General features: G+C 36.2%; 15 protein-coding genes, 2 tRNA genes, 1 rRNA gene, 2 pseudogenes and 1 other annotated feature. Of the genes and pseudogenes, 2 read left to right on the top strand and 18 right to left on the bottom strand.

Annotation, left to right across the window (positions count from 1 at the left end):
- Position 1: 1 nt before the first annotated feature.
- The 18 genes and pseudogenes from BLT22_RS09825 to ehuB form a co-directional block, all read right to left on the bottom strand.
- Positions 2 to 74 (bottom strand) — tRNA-Lys (locus tag BLT22_RS09825).
- Between the two features lie 9 nt (positions 75 to 83).
- Positions 84 to 156 (bottom strand) — tRNA-Val (locus BLT22_RS09820).
- 24 nt (positions 157 to 180) lie between these two features.
- Positions 181 to 296 (bottom strand): 5S ribosomal RNA (gene rrf, locus BLT22_RS09815).
- 163 nt (positions 297 to 459) lie between these two features.
- Positions 460 to 996: a peptide-methionine (S)-S-oxide reductase MsrA gene (msrA, locus tag BLT22_RS09810; protein ID WP_087056930.1), complete on the bottom strand. Its 537-nt coding sequence runs from the start codon at positions 994 to 996 to the stop codon at positions 460 to 462.
- A gap of 84 nt (positions 997 to 1,080) precedes the next feature.
- Positions 1,081 to 2,367 (bottom strand): serine--tRNA ligase, encoded by a 1,287-nt coding sequence (gene serS, locus BLT22_RS09805; RefSeq protein ID WP_091762888.1) that lies wholly within the window; start codon positions 2,365 to 2,367, stop codon positions 1,081 to 1,083.
- An 86-nt stretch (positions 2,368 to 2,453) separates the two neighbouring features.
- Positions 2,454 to 2,676: a binding site (T-box leader), on the bottom strand.
- A gap of 61 nt (positions 2,677 to 2,737) precedes the next feature.
- Positions 2,738 to 4,069, bottom strand: a complete 1,332-nt coding sequence (locus tag BLT22_RS09800) for a serine hydrolase (RefSeq protein WP_091762886.1) — start codon at positions 4,067 to 4,069, stop codon at positions 2,738 to 2,740.
- 272 nt (positions 4,070 to 4,341) lie between these two features.
- Positions 4,342 to 5,460 carry a sensor histidine kinase gene (locus BLT22_RS09795; RefSeq protein WP_087057867.1) on the bottom strand — a complete coding sequence of 373 codons (1,119 nt, stop codon included), beginning with the start codon at positions 5,458 to 5,460 and terminating at the stop codon, positions 4,342 to 4,344.
- Between the two features lie 40 nt (positions 5,461 to 5,500).
- Positions 5,501 to 6,199 (bottom strand): response regulator transcription factor, encoded by a 699-nt coding sequence (locus BLT22_RS09790; protein ID WP_087057865.1) that lies wholly within the window; start codon positions 6,197 to 6,199, stop codon positions 5,501 to 5,503.
- A 165-nt stretch (positions 6,200 to 6,364) separates the two neighbouring features.
- Positions 6,365 to 8,023, bottom strand: coding sequence for a M20/M25/M40 family metallo-hydrolase (locus BLT22_RS09785; RefSeq protein ID WP_091762884.1), 1,659 nt, complete (start codon positions 8,021 to 8,023; stop codon positions 6,365 to 6,367).
- A gap of 112 nt (positions 8,024 to 8,135) precedes the next feature.
- Positions 8,136 to 8,459, bottom strand: a complete 324-nt coding sequence (locus BLT22_RS09780; RefSeq protein WP_087057861.1) for a hypothetical protein — start codon at positions 8,457 to 8,459, stop codon at positions 8,136 to 8,138.
- 683 nt (positions 8,460 to 9,142) lie between these two features.
- A pseudogene (gene yidD, locus BLT22_RS12515) lies at positions 9,143 to 9,376 on the bottom strand (membrane protein insertion efficiency factor YidD); the annotation flags it as partial.
- Positions 9,377 to 9,485: 109 nt separating this feature from the next.
- Positions 9,486 to 9,710 carry a DUF2922 domain-containing protein gene (locus tag BLT22_RS09770; protein ID WP_091762880.1) on the bottom strand — a complete coding sequence of 75 codons (225 nt, stop codon included), beginning with the start codon at positions 9,708 to 9,710 and terminating at the stop codon, positions 9,486 to 9,488.
- Positions 9,711 to 9,780: 70 nt separating this feature from the next.
- Positions 9,781 to 9,984, bottom strand: coding sequence for a DUF1659 domain-containing protein (locus BLT22_RS09765; RefSeq protein WP_087057855.1), 204 nt, complete (start codon positions 9,982 to 9,984; stop codon positions 9,781 to 9,783).
- A gap of 321 nt (positions 9,985 to 10,305) precedes the next feature.
- Positions 10,306 to 10,830, bottom strand: coding sequence for a GNAT family N-acetyltransferase (locus tag BLT22_RS09760; RefSeq protein ID WP_091762878.1), 525 nt, complete (start codon positions 10,828 to 10,830; stop codon positions 10,306 to 10,308).
- Between the two features lie 221 nt (positions 10,831 to 11,051).
- Positions 11,052 to 11,837 carry an ectoine/hydroxyectoine ABC transporter ATP-binding protein EhuA gene (ehuA, locus tag BLT22_RS09755; protein ID WP_218127270.1) on the bottom strand — a complete coding sequence of 262 codons (786 nt, stop codon included), beginning with the start codon at positions 11,835 to 11,837 and terminating at the stop codon, positions 11,052 to 11,054.
- Positions 11,838 to 11,870: 33 nt separating this feature from the next.
- Entirely contained in the window at positions 11,871 to 12,530 is a 660-nt protein-coding gene (ehuD, locus tag BLT22_RS09750; RefSeq protein WP_218127269.1) for an ectoine/hydroxyectoine ABC transporter permease subunit EhuD, read from the bottom strand.
- Positions 12,531 to 13,178, bottom strand: a complete 648-nt coding sequence (gene ehuC / locus BLT22_RS09745; protein ID WP_091762874.1) for an ectoine/hydroxyectoine ABC transporter permease subunit EhuC — start codon at positions 13,176 to 13,178, stop codon at positions 12,531 to 12,533.
- A 58-nt stretch (positions 13,179 to 13,236) separates the two neighbouring features.
- On the bottom strand, positions 13,237 to 14,118 hold the full coding sequence (gene ehuB / locus BLT22_RS09740; RefSeq protein ID WP_087057847.1) for an ectoine/hydroxyectoine ABC transporter substrate-binding protein EhuB: 882 nt from the start codon (positions 14,116 to 14,118) through the stop codon (positions 13,237 to 13,239).
- A gap of 748 nt (positions 14,119 to 14,866) precedes the next feature.
- On the opposite strand from ehuB, the gene BLT22_RS09735 reads away from it, so the two are divergent.
- The gene (locus BLT22_RS09735) at positions 14,867 to 16,075 is read left to right on the top strand and encodes a quaternary amine ABC transporter ATP-binding protein (RefSeq protein WP_087057845.1); all 1,209 of its coding nucleotides are present in this window, start codon (positions 14,867 to 14,869) and stop codon (positions 16,073 to 16,075) included.
- A pseudogene (locus BLT22_RS12510) lies at positions 16,065 to 17,919 on the top strand (ABC transporter permease/substrate binding protein). The gene BLT22_RS09735 and the pseudogene BLT22_RS12510 overlap by 11 nt, the downstream one beginning before the upstream one ends.
- Positions 17,920 to 17,943: the final 24 nt, after the last annotated feature.

The raw sequence follows: 17,943 nt of genomic DNA, 5'->3' as shown, positions 1-17,943 counted from the left end.
ATGAGACATGCAGGGTTCGAACCTGCGACCCTCTGATTAAAAGTCAGATGCTCTACCGACTGAGCTAATGTCTCAGAAGACTATGGAGGTTAACGGGCTCGAACCGCTGACCCTCTGCTTGTAAGGCAGATGCTCTCCCAACTGAGCTAAACCTCCATTAGTACTTTTAAAAAGTACTTTGCATAACGATGTCCTGCTTTCGCAAAGAGAAACCCTTCACTATCCTCGGCGCTGAGAAGCTTAACTTCTGTGTTCGAAATGGAAACAGGTGGATCCTTCTCGCCATAACCGCTATACAATTTAAGATGTCAGTGCTTAATGAAATAATCAATTAGCAGCAACTCTTATATAATACAATGGCCTTGTATCTTTGTCAATCATTTTTACTGATTTTTTCAAAAATAAAAATGCCGAGAATAAATCCCTCGGCATTTTAAACAAACAAAGTTTGTTCGCTCTTTATTGATTTCCCCAGTTCTGTTCTATAAAACCAACTCTCCCAGACCCTCTACTATAGCGATTATAGTGGGCGGATTCTTTTTTATAAAAGTTTTGATGATATTCTTCTGCTTTATAAAAAGGATGTGCTGGTTCTATTGAAGTCACAATTGGTTCACTGAACTTACCGCTTTGTTCTAGTGCCTTTTTTGATTTTTCTGCTTTTTCTTTTTGCTCCTCAGATTTGTAAAAAATAACTGGTCGATAGGAATCACCTCTGTCAGCAAATTGTCCCCCGGCATCAGTAGGGTCGGTTTGATGCCAATAAATCTCTACAAGCTCGTCATAAGATATCTTAGAAGGGTCGTACGTAATTTCTACCGCTTCAGTATGTCCTGTTTTGCCAGATGTCACTTGTCTATAAGTGGGATTTTCAACCGTTCCCCCAGTATACCCAGAAACAACTTTTTCAATCCCAGGTAATGAATCAAAAGGTTTTACCATACACCAAAAGCACCCACCAGCAAAAATCGCTGTTTCAAAATTTTCATTAGACACTCTATCCCTCCTAATCGATTTATTATTCTTTAGTATATCATTAAGCTTCTATCGAATTTAACTAAAAGCACTTATGAGTTTGAACTACCTTATAACTGTAACTCCACCCATATAGGGTACTAGAACTTCTGGCACTTTTACTGAACCATCTTCTTGCTGATAGTTCTCTAGAATTGCTGCAACTGTTCTCCCAATAGCTAATCCAGAACCATTTAAGGTATGAACAAAATCGATTTTTCCATCTTCTTCACGTCTATAGCGAATTTTAGCTCTTCTTGCCTGGAAGGCTTCAGTATTTGAACATGAACTGATTTCTCTGTAAGTATTCTGAGCGGGAATCCAAACTTCTAAATCATATGTTTTAGCAGCTGCAAACCCTGTATCTCCTGTGGAAAGCAAAACGACTCTATACGGTAGATTCAACTTTTGCAAGATGGCCTCTGCATTGGCGGTCATTTTTTCTAATTCTGCGTAAGATTCTTCTGGTTTAGCTAACTTAACCATTTCTACTTTATTAAATTGGTGGAGTCTAATCAATCCACGAGTATCACGTCCGGCGCTTCCAGCTTCAGAGCGAAAAGAAGGCGTTAAGGCAGTAAAGTACTTCGGCAAATCTATCTCTTCTAAAATTTCATTTCTGTAGTAATTAGTTAGTGGTACCTCTGCTGTAGGAATCAACGTCAGTGCAGAATCTTGTATCTGAAATACATCTTCTTTGAATTTTGGAAATTGTCCTGTAGCGTATAATGATTCTTCATTAGCTAAATATGGTGGAATCATTTCATAGTATCCATGCTCTTGTGTATGAACATCTAACATAAAGTTATAAAGCGCTCTTTCTAAACGTGCACCCAGCCCTTTATAGTATAAGAAACGGCTCTTCGCTACTTTTGCACCTCTTTCAAAATCTAGAATATCTAAATCGGTTCCTATTTCCCAATGCGGCTTTGGTTCAAAGCTAAACTGCTCATTTGTCCCGTTACCCCAATTACGAACTTCTTCATTAGACTCCTCATCTGCTCCTGCTCCAATAGGTAGAGAATTATGCGGTAAGTTAGGTAATCCATCTGCTACCTCTTGAAACTGTTTTTCCACTTCCTCTAACTCTTTATCTACACGCTTAATATCTGCTCCAACTTTTTGCATAGCAGCAATTGATTCATCTGCATTTTCTTTGTTTCTTTTCTTCATAGCAATTTCATCAGAAACTTGATTACGATATTTTTTTAGTTTCTCTGATTCCTGAATTGTCTCTCTTCTTTTTTCGTCCAGTGCTTTTAAATGATCTAGCTCTTTTGGGTCTACTCCACGTGTTTCTAACCTTTGCTTCACTTGATCAAATTCATTTCGAATCAATTTTATATCTAGCATATATTTTCCTCTTTTCTCTTTTTAGTCTATCTAAACTATAATTACATTGTAGGTGCGAAAAAAGCAGTCTTTCGTCCCTTCTATTACGAAGGGACGAAAGACTGCTTTTCGCGGTGCCACCCTGATTCAGGAAAATTTAATTTCCCTGCTCTCTATGAGTTTTAACGGGCTCTACCGAGACAATTTAAACGATAGTCGTCTCACTGTCTACTCATACGACGGATTCAGGTTATAAAGTATCAGTTCACACCACGCACTGACTCTCTTAAACTTTAGTCTCCTTACTATTTCGCACTTATACGTTCAATTTTATATGCACTAATTCTACTTTAATCTTTAGATTAAAGCAACTAGTATTATTTAATTTGTTTTAGAAACGTTCCATTAATCCACCAAAGAAATCACTGAACCATGTTCCAATTACAGAAAAGAATCCGGCGCGATCGACCGACTCAGCAGCGACAACGGGCACTTTATTATGTTCACTTCCGTCAAGATATCCTAAATCTTCTCCTTCATATGTGAACGTCAGCGTGCCTAATTCTTGACCTTTTTTCACTGGAGCTTCAAGACCGCCTTCTTGGTTCAAGGCCTTTTTATCAGCTTCAAATGTCCATGTAACATCTTCTTCTTCAATTCCACTAGGGAGTAAATATTCTAAAGATTCAGCTGACATAACTTCTACTGAATCTTTTTTTCCATTTCGAACCATAATCGGATCTACATCTTCAAGGACAGTATTTTCTTCCATAACAGTCGCTGCTTCCCATTCATTGAAGCCATAATCCATTATTTTATCCGTTTCATCAAATCTTTGATTTTTATTCTTAATTCCATCGCCAGCCCCCATGACTACTGTGATAATTCGATGGCCGTCTTCCATAGAGGTTCCTGTAAAGTTAGCTCCTGCAAATGGAGTCGTTCCTGTCTTTAATCCATCTACATTTGGTCTTTCGTGAAGCAATCCTTTCAGCATCCAGTTCCAGTTTTTCATTTGAATAGCATCTTCTGTTCCTTCACGGAATACCTTACTTGGAATACTAGAGGTATCGAGGACTTCTGGATACTCTTTCAATAAATGTGAAGCAACTGTTGCAATCCCTTTAGCTGACATAACATTCTCATCTTCTGTTGTACTCCCAGGATAGATATCGTCCCCCAAAGAAGCGTTACTCAAACCGGTACTATTATATATTTCATAGTCTGTAATGCCCCATGATTCTACTAAATCGCGCATTCTGTCTACAAAGGCTGGCTCTGATCCTGCTATCTGTTCCGCAATAGCTACGGTAGCACCATTAGCAGAGTAAATCGCAAGTGCTTGATATAGCTCTTCCAAGCTATATACTTCTCCTTTTTTTAACGGGACATTAGATAACTCATAATTTTGACTAACTTGATAAGCGTAATCACTAATCGTTACTTCAGTATCCCAATTAAGGTTTCCGGCCTCTATCTCTTGAAACAAAATATACTCGACTAACATCTTAGTTAATGAGGCAATTCCTCTTTGGTCATCAGCATTTTGATCTAAAAGGATTTGATTTGTCTCAAAATCTACTACTAGTGCTGATGCCGCATCAACTTCTGGCGCTTCTGCCGCTTGCACTGTAATGTTAGACTTTATTGCAAATGGTAGTAGTATACTAGCCGACAATCCTGAAATAGCAATTTTTTTTATTTGTTTATTAAGTATTTTCATTTTTTAATAAGCTCTCCTATAATATGCATGATTATTCTTATGCATCTGTATTTTTTATTTAATAATTGATTTATTCTGGTAGGCTGTTTATTTATATCGTTCAGAAATCAACCTCTTATATCGTACTCTGACATGTGTAAAAACACAACCTGTTTTGAATGATTTTCAAAAATTAGACATTTCTCTGAATTTTTTTCAACTATACTATCCATTTTATAAAAAAAGTGTCAGTCTTTTATTTTGACTGACACTTTAAAAATATTATTTTATGTTTACTGTTCTAAAGGAAGTTTAATATCAAAACTTGTCCAGTCATCATCTGACCTTGCCGTGATAGTTCCTCCATGTAATTCTATAATGCTTTGAGCAATAGCAAGTCCTAATCCAGTTCCTGCTGTTTCCTGAGATCTTGAAGCTTCCGCGCGGTAAAATCGTTCAAAAATTTGCTCAATCGCTTCTTCTGGGAGTGCTTGGCCATCGTTTTTCACTGCTATAATTGCTTGCCCATCAGATTTTTCGATTTCAATTTTAATAATATTCCCGTCTTTTCCATACTTCAAAGCGTTCGAAATCAAGTTATTAAACACGCGCACCAGCTTTTCAGTATCAGCTGTCATCATTAGTCTGTCTAATGACGACTGTACGACTATTTCGACTTCTTTTCTTTGCGCTTCTAGTTCAAAATCGATAGCTAGTTGTTCAATCAACTGTATCATATCAAAAGATACACATTGCAGCGGTGTTGTTGTTTGTCTTACTTTAGTATATTCAAACAAGTCATCAACTAGCACTTTCATCTGCTTTGCTTTCTCATAAGCAGTATGGACATATCTTTGAATTTCATCTACGGAACTAAATCGCCCTTCTTCTATTAAACCTAAGTAGCCAATAATTGAAGTTAATGGAGTACGGATATCATGGCTGACATTTGTTACTAGTTCATCTTTTGATTGTTCAATTCTTCTTTCTTCTTCCATTGCTTCCACTGTAGAATCAACCAGGACATGGATACTATCAACTACCTTGCCAATATCTCCACTATATTTCCCTCTAATTTTATGTGTATAATTTCCTTGAGCAATAAAATGCAGTTCATCAATAATGTGTCTCAACTCATATTGTCTATATCTTCTTTTTAACCTCCAATAGATCGCTCCAATAGCAACAATAACTAATAGAAACAAGACAAAGGGAGTAACGCCCCAAAGGTCTTGTTGACGATCTTGCAGGAAGACTTCTTCAACAAACCACAGGTCTCCTAATACACTTGGAAAAGCTTCAACAAACCAGCCCATAATTTCATATGCTGCGAAATAGCATAGTACGATAATCCCTGCTGTAACAAACCCCTCAATCAACAGTCGAAATCGTTCTCTTAAGGTCAGTTTCATCTATATGCTCCTTTTATACTTGCTTTGACAAACTTACTTACTATTCAAAGCTTTGCTTCTCTTCTATTTTATATCCTACACCCCAGACAGTTTTAACAACATTTTCTCCGCCAGTAGCTTTTTCAATTTTATCTCTCAAATGGCTCACATGTACCATAACTGTTTTTGCTGGTACTAGACTTTCCTGCTTCCATACTCTTTCAAAAATCTCATCTGCACTAAAAACTCGGTTGGGATTACTAGCCAGCAAATATAGAATGCCAAATTCTAATGCTGTTAACTGAATTAAAGAACCTTCAATTGTTTCAACTTGATGTTGTTCTTTTCGAATAACCAATGGTCCAATTTCAAGTTCTCCAGCCTCAGATTCCCTATTTGTGTAAGCACTTCGTCGCATTAGTGATTTCACTCTAGCTACTACTTCTAGTGGATTAAACGGTTTAACCACATAATCATCAGCTCCATTTGCCAACCCTCTAATTTTATCTACATCAGCTGTTTTTGCACTCAACATAAGAATCGGAAGTTGGGATTTTTCTCTCACTTCTTTTACAACTTCTAAACCTGTTTTTTTTGGCATCATAACGTCTAATATTAGGCAGTCAATCTCTTGCTCATATAGTTTATCAAGGGTTTCTTGACCATTATGGGCCTTTTCAACTTCGAACCCTTCGTTTTTTACATAAATTTCTAAAAGGTCACAGATTTCTTTATCATCATCAGCAATCAATACTCTCATGGTGTTGCCTCCTTTGATTTTACTCTCTTACATTTTAGCATGTAAAGCTCTGGTAGTTCCTAAACTTTTCCTTAAATCTGTGCTAAAAAACACTTTCCAAAAAAGAAAAGTGTTTCTGAAAGTTATTATTATTTATATATTTTAAGAGTCTGCACAAATTCTAAACTATTTTAATAGATTCATCACTGTTTTTTGAACCAGAACCGGTGCAACATTAAAGCTATAGTTTTTTTCTAACCGTTCTGTGAACTTATGGGAATCTTTACCAAACGGACCGATATCAACAACTGGTAATTGCAGCTTTTGCATGTCCTCGAGTGGTAAAGAATATTTCACGCCGAATCCAGGCATATTTTGTTTCAACGCCTCAACTGCATCTACTTCTTTTGGAGCAGCAGCGTAACTTAAATCAGATATATATGGGAAAAATTTCTTATATACTAACTGGTAGTCTGTTTCTGTAGTATCTACAGCCTCTTTAACTGCTTCGAGCAGCTGTTTCTCCTGATTCGTTTTCCCTTCTACATATATATGTGGATAGTAAGGCGGTGTAAAGTATACAATGATTACTGGCTCTTGATTTGTCCACATCATTTGTAACCATTCCACTTCTTTCAAAGCATAGTCTCGATCATCTATGGATTCGTCCATCAACCACTTTTGACGATTTGTTTCTAATAGTTCATCAAGCTCTTTTCCTTTTTCCTCACGAACCGCAGCGTATAATTCATTATAGGTCATTACGCTCACTTTAAAGGGTATAGACTCATATGATCTTTCTGTTAAAGCACAATATTTAGCATATTGGTCATTTATATTCTTTAAAACTTCTGCAAATGCCGACGTTGCGACTCCGCGCATTTTTTCCAGAACCATATCCGGTGTAGAGTAGTGAGTCGCAAAATTATAAAATGCATGCGCCGTTTTTGCGGTTTGAACAGAATATTCAGGTTTCAGATCTTGTTGCTTCAAGCTCATTGGAGGCAGAGTGACTTCTCCTTCTACAACATCACATAAATCTGTATTCAAATTGATTCGTTTGGTTAATTCTGCAATGATTTGATTAGGATCCAGACCTTTAAAGGCTTCTCCTACGTGCGTTTCTTTTCCGACTACATAAAAGGAGGGCATTAACTTCCCAACCGTGCCTACGTAGACATATTTATTTAAATCTCCTGGATACTCCGATGTCATATAATCTGTATTGATCAGTGCAGTATATTTTAACTGGTTATTTTCTCTTAATTCAACTAATTTCGGGACACAAGACCGCATTCCTATAGAGTTAGCTTCTTCATCACAAACTGCGCAATAAATAATATTTCCTGAAAAATTCTCCAGATCTTTTTCAATTTCTTCCATTAAGCTCATAATAATAGCATTACCGGCCTTCATATCAAATATTCCACGACCGAATAAATAATCTCCGGAATCTAGATCTGCTTGAACTTCTGGAGGTAATTGTTCTTTTCTATCTCTCAACTTCTCTGTCAATTCATAAGGCAAATGAGCAAAATCTTTCAATTCTCCATAATCAGAAATTCCTACAGTATCTGTATGACCAATTAAAATAACCGTTTTTTTATTTGATGGATCTTTTTTTCCTCTAAGAATGGAAATAACACTCTTTCTTCCCCATGGATCCTCAGGAGCCAGTACAGTAATCAAATCTTCAGGATGTTCTTTATAATAATCAAGACCTTGAAAAAAATGCGCTACTTTCTCTGTTACTAATTGTTCTTCAATTGTCTCTGTGACACTTCTTTGCCTCGTTAACATCACAGCAAGTTCTTCAATTCGTTCTGGTCGCATGTTTATATTCATTCTTTCTATCCTCCAAATATCAATCTTAAGTCACAAGTATAAATTGGTCTTTACTTTATTGCAATCCTTCCACATTTATCACTAAACTCTAACACCTTGCGCAAACATTTCGTCATTCGAAAATAATAGTATCTAGATCAAAATGATAAATATAGTTGTCGAGTGATAACTTTTTGTCCTTATATACAATCTGTTCAAATTCTAGTGGACATATTTGAAATTCAACAATTTTTGTGCGTTTCCCTGACATCTCTTCAGCAGAAATCACGTACAACTCTTTTTCCTTATACTCAAAGACATACAAAGCTGCTGCTTCAGTCAGTCTTTTCTGTTTGACTCTTCCTAAAGTAAAGATAGATTTTAACAGTTCTGATAATTTGAACTGTGGGGTTCGGTAGGATTCTACCGACTGAATTTTTTGATTCGCTTCTTTCATTTTGATTCACCCATATCTCTTTATTTAATTTTTTTCTTCATTATAGTATTAAATACTTCATTATTTTGTTTGTGATGCGTTATTCTTCTAATTTACTATAGATCATTTAAAGTGAAAAACCTTTACTCTTAAAAATCAATCTAGTGACCGTCGTAATCTTTCTGTTTAAGAACTAGTAAGTAATCGACTAATCGGCCAGTTTTTTCCTTAAGATCTGATTCCGTTACTCCTCTTTTCAGAATGAATTCTTTTTGTAATTCCGGACTATTAGAATCTAAGATTCCTATATCCTCATCTATTAAACAAAAGACGGAGTCTCCACTTTTAACTTCTTTATCAATCAAACTTGGATGGATATGTTTAAAATATGAATGACTTTTCTGATTTTTAATTACTTTAAAAAGTCGTAACGAAACGCTTGATTCGAGTTCAGCTGAATCAGGATAATATCCTTCACTAAGGAGCTTTTTTTTATTCATTTCAACATACTGATCACTCAATTGAGCAACTGACTGTTCTTCCACATCGACCATTAATTTTAATTGATCAAAAGCATTAATTATCGGGGCGTCTACAATCTTAAGTTCTTTCTCATACTGATTTAAAATTAATTCTATTTCTTTTTTTAAATACTTCGGATCATTAGGATTAACTATAACCCCATCTCCAAGATAAACAAAGTCTTTTGTAGCAGGATTACGCTTCAGCATAAAATGATCTGGAACTTTATCAACTCCGCCCTCCACAAATGGGTTGCATCTTAAAATACGTGCCCCTGCCATTAAGCTTCCTTTCAATGCCCCGTGTATCTCTATAGCTTGTACTGTGTAATTTGAACAAGTCGGATAATATCGACAACTTGGCGCAAATAGAGGAGAGATAACCTTTTGGTAGCTTTTAACTAAATTGATCAACATTTTTTTCAAATCTACCCTCTCCTTTCATTAGACTGAATTGATTTTATTATACCAAAACGTAAACAAAAGAGAAGAGCTCTAGATTCTGCCCTTCTCTTCTTAACTTTATTTATTCTATTTCGAAAAGATCATCTACTGTTCTAGTTACATAACGTGCTCCCTTAATTGATTCAAGCAAGTTCACATCTTCTTTTTTAAACATATTCTGATCTACAATTGTTTTCATAGCTGCCTCTACAACTGCTGAGTCCAGATTCAATATAGGCTGACTCACTCCAATCATTTTGCTCTTTCCTTCTGATGTTTTAAAACGCAATTCTAGTTTAGTTGTCATAACTAATTCCTCCATTTAGATTTTTGATATAAGGGGTAATTATAATATTCTCTTTGTTCTATAAAATTACTTAGTCATTATAACGATACTCTTCGACTAATATTGTATGAGAAGAAGGCAAATCACTTACTGCATCAATTGCTTCAGTAAACTGAGTGACTTGCTCATCAGTTGGGGATTGAATTACCCCATTAAAACTGCGACGGACCGATTTTTCATTTTCTGCATCTTCAAAATAAATTCCGATTTTACTTTCTTTCCATTCTTTATGCATAGAATATTCCTCCTATTTTTTTCTGCTTATTAAAATGAATTTTGTAAGTTGTGATCACGCCTTACACTCTTAATAACGAATAAATTATAAAAAGTGTTACCAAAATTTCATATAGCACAAAAAAGCACCTACTCAAAAGCAGGTGCAATAAATAAACTTATCCTTTAGCTTTTCTCCCGTACGGCGGTCTGCTAAATCTTATATTTCCAACAATAGATTCCAGCATTTTATACTGTATTTTACTACAAAAAACGTTCCACCTAGGGGGGCTTTTTATAAAGCATTATTTCCAGCTATAGGTTTTAATTTAACTTAGTCCATTCAGCTCTTCACCGGCGGACTAGTTTCTTCATTATCATCAATACTCAACAGCCATGTTTCAGAAACTAGTTTTTCTCCAAACTCTTGGTTTCTTTCTTCATCGATAACCTTAAACCCTACTTTTTTATAGATATGCCTTGCAGAATCTAGAATTTTCATCGTCCATAGCAAAATTTTTTCATAGCCTGCATCTCGGGCAAAGTCCACTGCTTCCTCTACTAACCTAGTTGCCAATCCCATACCGCGAGCTTGAGGCTCAACAAATAGCAATCTCAGTTTTGCAGCCCCCTCGCCAGCATTTACTAAAAAAACACATCCAATCATTTCTCCATTTTTTTCTGCAATAAAACACCGTTCATTTTTTGGATCGTATGTTTTGATAAACTGAGCTGTAACGTCCCCCACAACTGCTTCAAAAGCTTCTCCCCAATCAAATTCCTTAGCCACTGTTAGAGCATGTCTATAAGTAATCCAGCCCATATCTCCCAATTGATGTGTTCTTATTATATATTTCTGATTTTGCATATTATCCCCTCTTTTCAAACATTTCTCTTTATTGTTTAACACTAAGATTATTTTGTCAATGCAGAAATTAAAGACTTATTTTCTGAAAATAAAAACGAAATAGCAAAACCTGCTAAAGAACTTAAGTTAAGAAAAACCCAATATTCGTCTGTCCATAACAAAACAAACGGATATTGGGTTTAAAAACTAGTCTATTCTTTTACTCTTCTGGATAAATATGGTTAAGGGGTTTGAGTATTCATGAATCGCTCTAAAAATTCTTTCAATCTCGTTGATTTCGGGTTATATAGAATCTCAGAAGGTGCGCCATCTTCTACTATTTTCCCGTCATCAAAAAATGCTATGCGGTCTGCAACTTCTTTTGCAAAGTCCATCTCATGAGTAATCAGCAGCATAGATGTTTCGCCTTGATCGGCTATGTCTTTAATAACTTCGAGCACTTCTCCCACTAGTTCAGGATCTAGTGCTGAAGTCGGCTCATCAAATATCAGTACTTTTGGTTCCATAACGAGGGCACGAGCGATAGCCACTCTTTGTTTTTGTCCACCAGAAAGTTGGGCTGGGTACACATCTGCTTTATCCAATAATCCAACTTTATCTAATATTTCTTTTCCTTGTTTAGTCGCCTCTTTTTTCTTTTTCCCTTTTACCGTTATAGGTGCTTCGATTATATTTTCTAAGACCGTCATATGAGGGAAAAGATGGAAATGCTGGAAAACCATCCCCACATTTGAACGAACTTTTCGCAAGTGTTCTGTACTCGCCGGGCTTAGCTCTCCCTTTTCATTTTTTTCATGCCACAAATACTCTCCTTCTACTTCAATGGTCCCGTCTGTAATTTCTTCCAAAGTCATCAATAATCTAGCAAAGGTCGTTTTCCCTGACCCACTTGGTCCAATCAGAGCAACTTTTTCCCCTTGCTGGATTTCAAAATCGATTTTATCTAGTACCTGTAAATCATCAAAATACTTGGTAACTTTATTGTATTTCACAATTGGCTCTGTCATCATTTCATCCTTTCTTTGTAAGAAACTTGGTTATTAATATTTTTCAGAAATTTTATTTTCTAGATTCCGTAATAATAATGATGCCGGATAACTCAGAACTAAGAATAATACCCCTACTATAGTGAACGGCTCCGTATATCTAAATGTTCCTGCTCCAATATTTTTAGCTGTTTGCAGAATTTCTACCAAAGTAATTGCAGAGAGTAGAGGGGTTTCTTTAAACATTGTAATAAAGTAATTGCCTATTACAGGCAGAACAGGCGGAAACGCTTGAGGGAGAATAATTCTAGTCCAAGTTTTTCTTTTAGTAAAATTTAAAGCAGTTGCAACTTCCCATTGTCCTGGATCAACCGATTCTATTCCGCTGCGAAAAACTTCTGAGAGGTAGGTACTATAATGCAACCCTAACCCAAGCACACCAGCCACAAAAGGTTCTAGAGAAATGCCAAACTCTGGAAAGACATAAAAAATAAAGAACAGTTGCACTAATATGGGTGTATTTCGTACAAAAGTCACGATTCCTCCAGCAATAGACGAAACTATTTTAGAGTCAGAACGGATTAAAATTGTCCATAAGAGTCCAAGTATAAGCGCTAATCCAAAACCTACTACTGTCGCTGTGATCGTTACCCAAAGTGCCGAGATAATCTCTGGTAGTATGTCAAATGCATAATTCCAATTCCAAATCTTCATCTACATCCTCCCTTCTGTAAGTTTTCGTTCCAATATTTGAATCCCTTTCGTCATCGGCCATGCAATCACAAAATATATTATTAATAAAGCAGTATAGATCTGTGTTGTCTGTAATGTTGTAGCGTTCAACACATCCGCTTGATACGTTAAATCTGTTAAAGTAATTAAAGCTACTAATGAGGTACTTTTAAATAATTCAATCAATTGGTTCCCGAGATTTGGCAGCATCAGTATGAAGGCTTGTGGTAAAATCACTCTGCGCATGCGCTGTATTTTCGTCATATTTAAAGCAATTGACGCTTCTATCTGCCCTTCATCCACTGACTGAATCCCACTTCTCACAACTTCTGAAGTATACGCTCCATAATTTAACCCAATCGCTAAAACAGCTGCTGTTATAGCAGATAATGTGATTCCAAACATGGGCAATACGTAATAGATCCAGAATAATTGTACTAATAGTGATGTTCCACGAAACACTTCCACATATACTCCAACAATAAACCGAACGAATTTATTGCGGGAAAGCCTCATTAAGCCTCCAGCAAAACCAATAACTAATGCTAGAATTGCTGATAGAAAAGTAGTTAATAAGGTAATCCACAATCCTTGACCTAGTATAGAAGTTATCACTTCCCAAAAACTCATTTTAGTGCCACTTCCTTTCAATTAATATTCAGTATAGTTCTATATTTTTATAGATTCTTCATCTAATTGCATCTTCAACTGTAGCATCTCCCGGTAAATCTTGTTCTGTAAACCCAAATTCTTGAATGATTTCCAGCAACTCACCAGATTCTTTTAACTTTTCTAATTCTTCATTAAATGCTGTAATAAACTCCTGATCAGATTCCCGGAAAACTGTAGCGCCATAATTAATAGCTTCTTCCCCATCAATTACCGGTTGTTTGAAATCTTCTACGCGTTCTATCCCTTCGTCTTGAGCAGTATCCAGTATGGACTGCAAGGAAGGACCCGTTGCCGTTATTGCATCTACTCGACCTGCTTGTAAGGCTGCTAACGCTGAAGGCATATCGGGTACCGTTGTAACTCTGTTCTCAGGTACGCCCACTTCAAGCAAATAGTCGTATTCTACCGTACCAGAAGGCACAGCAATAACTGCCTGTTCATTTGCTGCAATATCTTCATAAGAAAAAAGCTTTAAAGGATTTCCTTGTTCAACAGCAATTGCTTCTCCAATCGTATATTCAGGATTGGCAAACTCCACGTAATCCGCCGAAGCCCTATCAGGTGTAATAAACATTCCTGCTGTTACTAAATCAAACCTTTCTGCTTGAAGGCCGGGTATAAGAGAAGCGAATTCAGTCAGTACACCATTTACCTCTGTAATGCCTAAATTTTCTAAGATTCTTTTTGCTATCTCAACTGATGAACCAGTTAATTTACCCTCTGCATTTTGATAGGCGTATGGTTGTTCATTTGCAAAACCTACCGTTACAGCTCCCTTCTCTTGCACTCGTTCTAATGTGGTCTTACTTTGATCATTAGTAAAAAAACTACACCCTTGTAAAAAAAGTGTTCCACCCATTAGAAAAAGAAAGAAGCTTCTTTTTAGTACTTTTATCATCTCAGTTCCTCCTAATATATTTAAGACCTGAAGCATTCAAAACAGAGAATCCTTCATATTTGGCTATATTAATTTATATATTTTTAGTGAACAATATTTACACTACATTTGTGTAATTAGCAATATGGGCGTTTTAACCTTATCAAAGAATTTTTATTATCGTCAAATAATCTGTCTTTATCGATCAGTTATTTTATATAATTCAATCCTTTTTAAATTTTATTGTTTAAATAGGATATTATTTTCCGTAATATAACCCGTGTTTATTATGTAATAATTTTAACATTGTTGACAAACGAGAATATTCTTACTATGACGTTTTTCCTTTTTTAAAATAGTTAATATTAAAACCAAATCATTTAAAAAGCCTCTCCTTCAGCCAACAACCTTCGATATTCAATTTCTTCTATTATTGATACACACTTTATATCCGCCAAACAATATCACGTGATTTTATCACTAACTTGCGTTACAATATGATTACACTCTAAGTAACATTAGTATTTTTCTAATCTAATTCTTAGAATAGCTTCAAATCAGCTTATTGAACCGTTAACATTCCGCGCTTTAATTTATAATAGGGGCAAATCGTTTTACAGTTACCTTTTGGTTTGTTACGATTGTAATTGTGCAAAAAAAGCCGCAATAAATGACGTTATGTAAACAAAGCCTTTTGTTACAAGCAACAAGCAAAGACTCAATTCATTATATATAGTAAGAACAATATTATTAAGGAGGTAATGATTTCTTGACTACAAAAGTAGAAGTACAAAACTTAGTTAAAATTTTCGGTAAGAAAGAACAACAAGCTTTGGAGCTAGTTCATCAAGGAAAACAAAAAGATGAAATTTTACAAAAAACCGGAGCAACTGTCGGAGTGAATCAGGCAAGTTTCGAAGTCCAAGAAGGTGAAATATTTGTCATCATGGGATTATCTGGTAGTGGTAAATCGACATTAGTTCGTATGTTGAATAGGTTAATCGAACCTACAGAAGGAAATATATTAATTGATGGTGATGATATTTCCAAGATGGAGAAAAACGAACTACGTAAAGTTCGTCGAGAAAAGGTTTCGATGGTCTTCCAGAACTTTGGACTTTTCCCTCATCGTACTATATTAGAAAATACTGAATACGGTTTGGAAGTTCAAGGTATTGATAAAGAAGAACGTCAGAAAAAAGCAGAACAAGCACTGGATAATGCTGGACTTCTTCCATATAAAGACCAGCACCCTAATCAGCTATCTGGAGGTATGCAACAACGAGTTGGTTTAGCTCGTGCCCTTGCTAATGATCCAGAAATCCTATTAATGGATGAAGCCTTCTCAGCACTGGATCCTTTGATCCGTAGAGATATGCAAGATGAATTACTTGAAATGCAAGAAAAAATGCATAAAACAATTATATTCATCACTCATGATCTAAACGAATCACTTAGAATCGGTGACCGTATTGCCATTATGAAAGATGGAGAAGTTGTTCAAGTTGGTACTGGTGAAGAGATATTAACGAATCCTGCAAATGATTACGTAGAACGTTTTGTAGAAGATGTTGATCGCTCTAAAGTACTGACTGCAGAAAACATTATGGCTCGTCCACAAACTGTACGACTAGGTCAAAGCGGTCCAAGAGTTGCATTGAATCGTATGAGAACAGAAAGCTTATCGAGCTTATTAGTTGTCGGAGAAAACCAAAAACTATTGGGCTATGTGGTAGCTGATGATGCTGCACGCTTAGTTAAAGAAAATATTACTTCTTTGGAATCCATTATCCGTACAGATATCCCTAAAGTTTCAAAAGAAACTTTAATTCATGAATTATATGACGTAATTTATGAAGCACAGACACCTGTAGCTGTGGTCGATGACAACGATAAACTTTTAGGAATCGTTGTTCGTGGATTAGTGATTGGTGCTCTTGCAAAAGAACGAGAGGAGGTAACAATTGATGGAGAATAGTATTTTAGATTTTATTCCTCGCCTACCTGTTTCTGAGTGGATTTCCAATTTAATTGACTGGTTAACAGCTAATTTAGCTTGGTTATTTGATGCAATCCAAGATGGCGGAACTTTAGTTATGGATACCGTAACCGACCTGTTACTTTTAGTTCCACCTATCGTATTTATTCTTATAATGGTTGCTTTAGCTTTCTTTGCAACTAAGAAAAAACTTGGATTGCCTCTTTTCACCCTACTTGGATTGATTTATATCCAAAACCAAGGCTTATGGGAACCATTAATGTATACATTCACATTAGTTATAGTCGCAAGTTTAATTTCCATTATCATCGGTGTACCCGCTGGAATTCTAATGGCAAAAAGTCAAACTGCAAATGCCATTTTGACACCAGTTTTAGACTTCATGCAGACAATGCCTGCTTTTGTTTATCTGATTCCTGCTGTAGCATTTTTCGGAATCGGTATGGTACCTGGTGTTTTCTCAGCGGTAATCTTCGCTCTACCACCAACTGTACGATTTACTAACTTAGGTATTCGTCAAGTTTCGGAGGAAATGGTAGAAGCAGCTGAATCATTCGGTAGTACAGGCTCACAGCGTCTATTTAAAGTTGAATTGCCTCTAGCAAAAGCAACTATGATGGCTGGGATTAACCAAACTGTCTTATTAGCATTATCAATGGTCGTTATTGCTTCAATGATCGGTGCTCCAGGACTCGGTGAACGTGTAATCAACGCCTTACAACGTGCTCAAGTTGGACCTGGATTTGTAGCTGGGCTAGCTTTAGTTGTCCTAGCAATTATCTTAGATAGAATCATGCAAGGCTTTAACAAAAAATAATGATCACCATTGAGTGAGGAATATAACTTACTCGTTAAACTCTTTTTATATCACTTAACTTATGAAAAAACATCTTTGTACTCAAAGATGATAAAAACTAAAGGAGAGATTTATTTTGACATTAACATGGAAAAAATTAGGACTAACCGTTGCTTCTGCTTCTGCATTATTCTTAGCAGCTTGTAGCAATGACGCAGACTCAGGTGATTCTGCTGACAGCAATGATGTATCTGGAGAAGTTAATTTAGCTTATGTAGCTTGGGATACTGAGATTGCCTCTACCAATGTTATTGCTACTGTGCTAGAAGATTATGGTTTTGATGCTAAAACAACTCAATTAGACAATGCTATTATGTGGGAAGCTGTAGCTAATGGAGATGCTGATGCAATGGTAGCTGCATGGTTACCTGGAACACACGGCCCACAATTTGAAGAGTATGGCGATAGCATGGATCATTTAGGCACTAACCTTGAAGGGGCTAAAATTGGTTTAGTAGTACCTGAATATATGGACGCGAACTCTATTGCTGATTTAAATGATGAAGCTGACCAAACTATCACTGGTATTGAAGCTGGTGCAGGAGTTGTTGCTGCCGCAGAGCAATCACTTGAAGACTATGACAATCTAGCAGATTGGAATGTGCAAACTTCTTCTTCCGGTGCTATGACAACTCAGTTAAAACAAGCAATTGATAACGAAGAAGATATTGTTATTACTGGATGGTCTCCGCACTGGATGTTCCAATCTTATGATCTTAAATATCTAGAAGATCCTGAAGGCTCATTCGGCGATGCTGAAACAATTGATACCTTTGCTCGCGAAGGTCTAGAAGAAGATATGCCAGAAGCATACCAAATTCTAGAAAACTTCCAATGGTCTACTGAAGACATGGAAGCTGTTATGCTAGATATCCAAGAAGGTACGTCTCCTGAAGACGCTGCTCGTGCATGGGTTGATGATAATGAAGATAAAGTAGCAGAATGGACTAACGGAGTAGGAGAATAATTCCTCCCCATAATTCCATTTGAT

It is taken from the genome of Marinilactibacillus psychrotolerans, assembly GCF_900101525.1.
In the GTDB taxonomy this organism is placed as follows: Bacteria; Bacillota; Bacilli; order Lactobacillales; family Carnobacteriaceae_A; genus Marinilactibacillus; species Marinilactibacillus psychrotolerans.
Note: the sequence above shows the minus strand (reverse complement) of the source record. Positions and strands in the feature narration are given on the sequence as shown.

Coding starts and splice junctions, on each gene's coding strand:
- ehuB (WP_087057847.1), bottom strand. CDS start 14,118: ATGATAAAAGTACTAAAAAGAAGCTTCTTTCTTTTTCTAATGGGTGGA.
- BLT22_RS09795 (WP_087057867.1), bottom strand. CDS start 5,460: ATGAAACTGACCTTAAGAGAACGATTTCGACTGTTGATTGAGGGGTTT.
- BLT22_RS09760 (WP_091762878.1), bottom strand. CDS start 10,830: ATGCAAAATCAGAAATATATAATAAGAACACATCAATTGGGAGATATG.
- ehuD (WP_218127269.1), bottom strand. CDS start 12,530: ATGAAGATTTGGAATTGGAATTATGCATTTGACATACTACCAGAGATT.
- ehuA (WP_218127270.1), bottom strand. CDS start 11,837: ATGACAGAGCCAATTGTGAAATACAATAAAGTTACCAAGTATTTTGAT.
- BLT22_RS09780 (WP_087057861.1), bottom strand. CDS start 8,459: ATGAAAGAAGCGAATCAAAAAATTCAGTCGGTAGAATCCTACCGAACC.
- ehuC (WP_091762874.1), bottom strand. CDS start 13,178: ATGAGTTTTTGGGAAGTGATAACTTCTATACTAGGTCAAGGATTGTGG.
- BLT22_RS09785 (WP_091762884.1), bottom strand. CDS start 8,023: ATGAATATAAACATGCGACCAGAACGAATTGAAGAACTTGCTGTGATG.
- BLT22_RS09770 (WP_091762880.1), bottom strand. CDS start 9,710: ATGACAACTAAACTAGAATTGCGTTTTAAAACATCAGAAGGAAAGAGC.
- BLT22_RS09800 (WP_091762886.1), bottom strand. CDS start 4,069: ATGAAAATACTTAATAAACAAATAAAAAAAATTGCTATTTCAGGATTG.
- serS (WP_091762888.1), bottom strand. CDS start 2,367: ATGCTAGATATAAAATTGATTCGAAATGAATTTGATCAAGTGAAGCAA.
- BLT22_RS09765 (WP_087057855.1), bottom strand. CDS start 9,984: ATGCATAAAGAATGGAAAGAAAGTAAAATCGGAATTTATTTTGAAGAT.
- BLT22_RS09790 (WP_087057865.1), bottom strand. CDS start 6,199: ATGAGAGTATTGATTGCTGATGATGATAAAGAAATCTGTGACCTTTTA.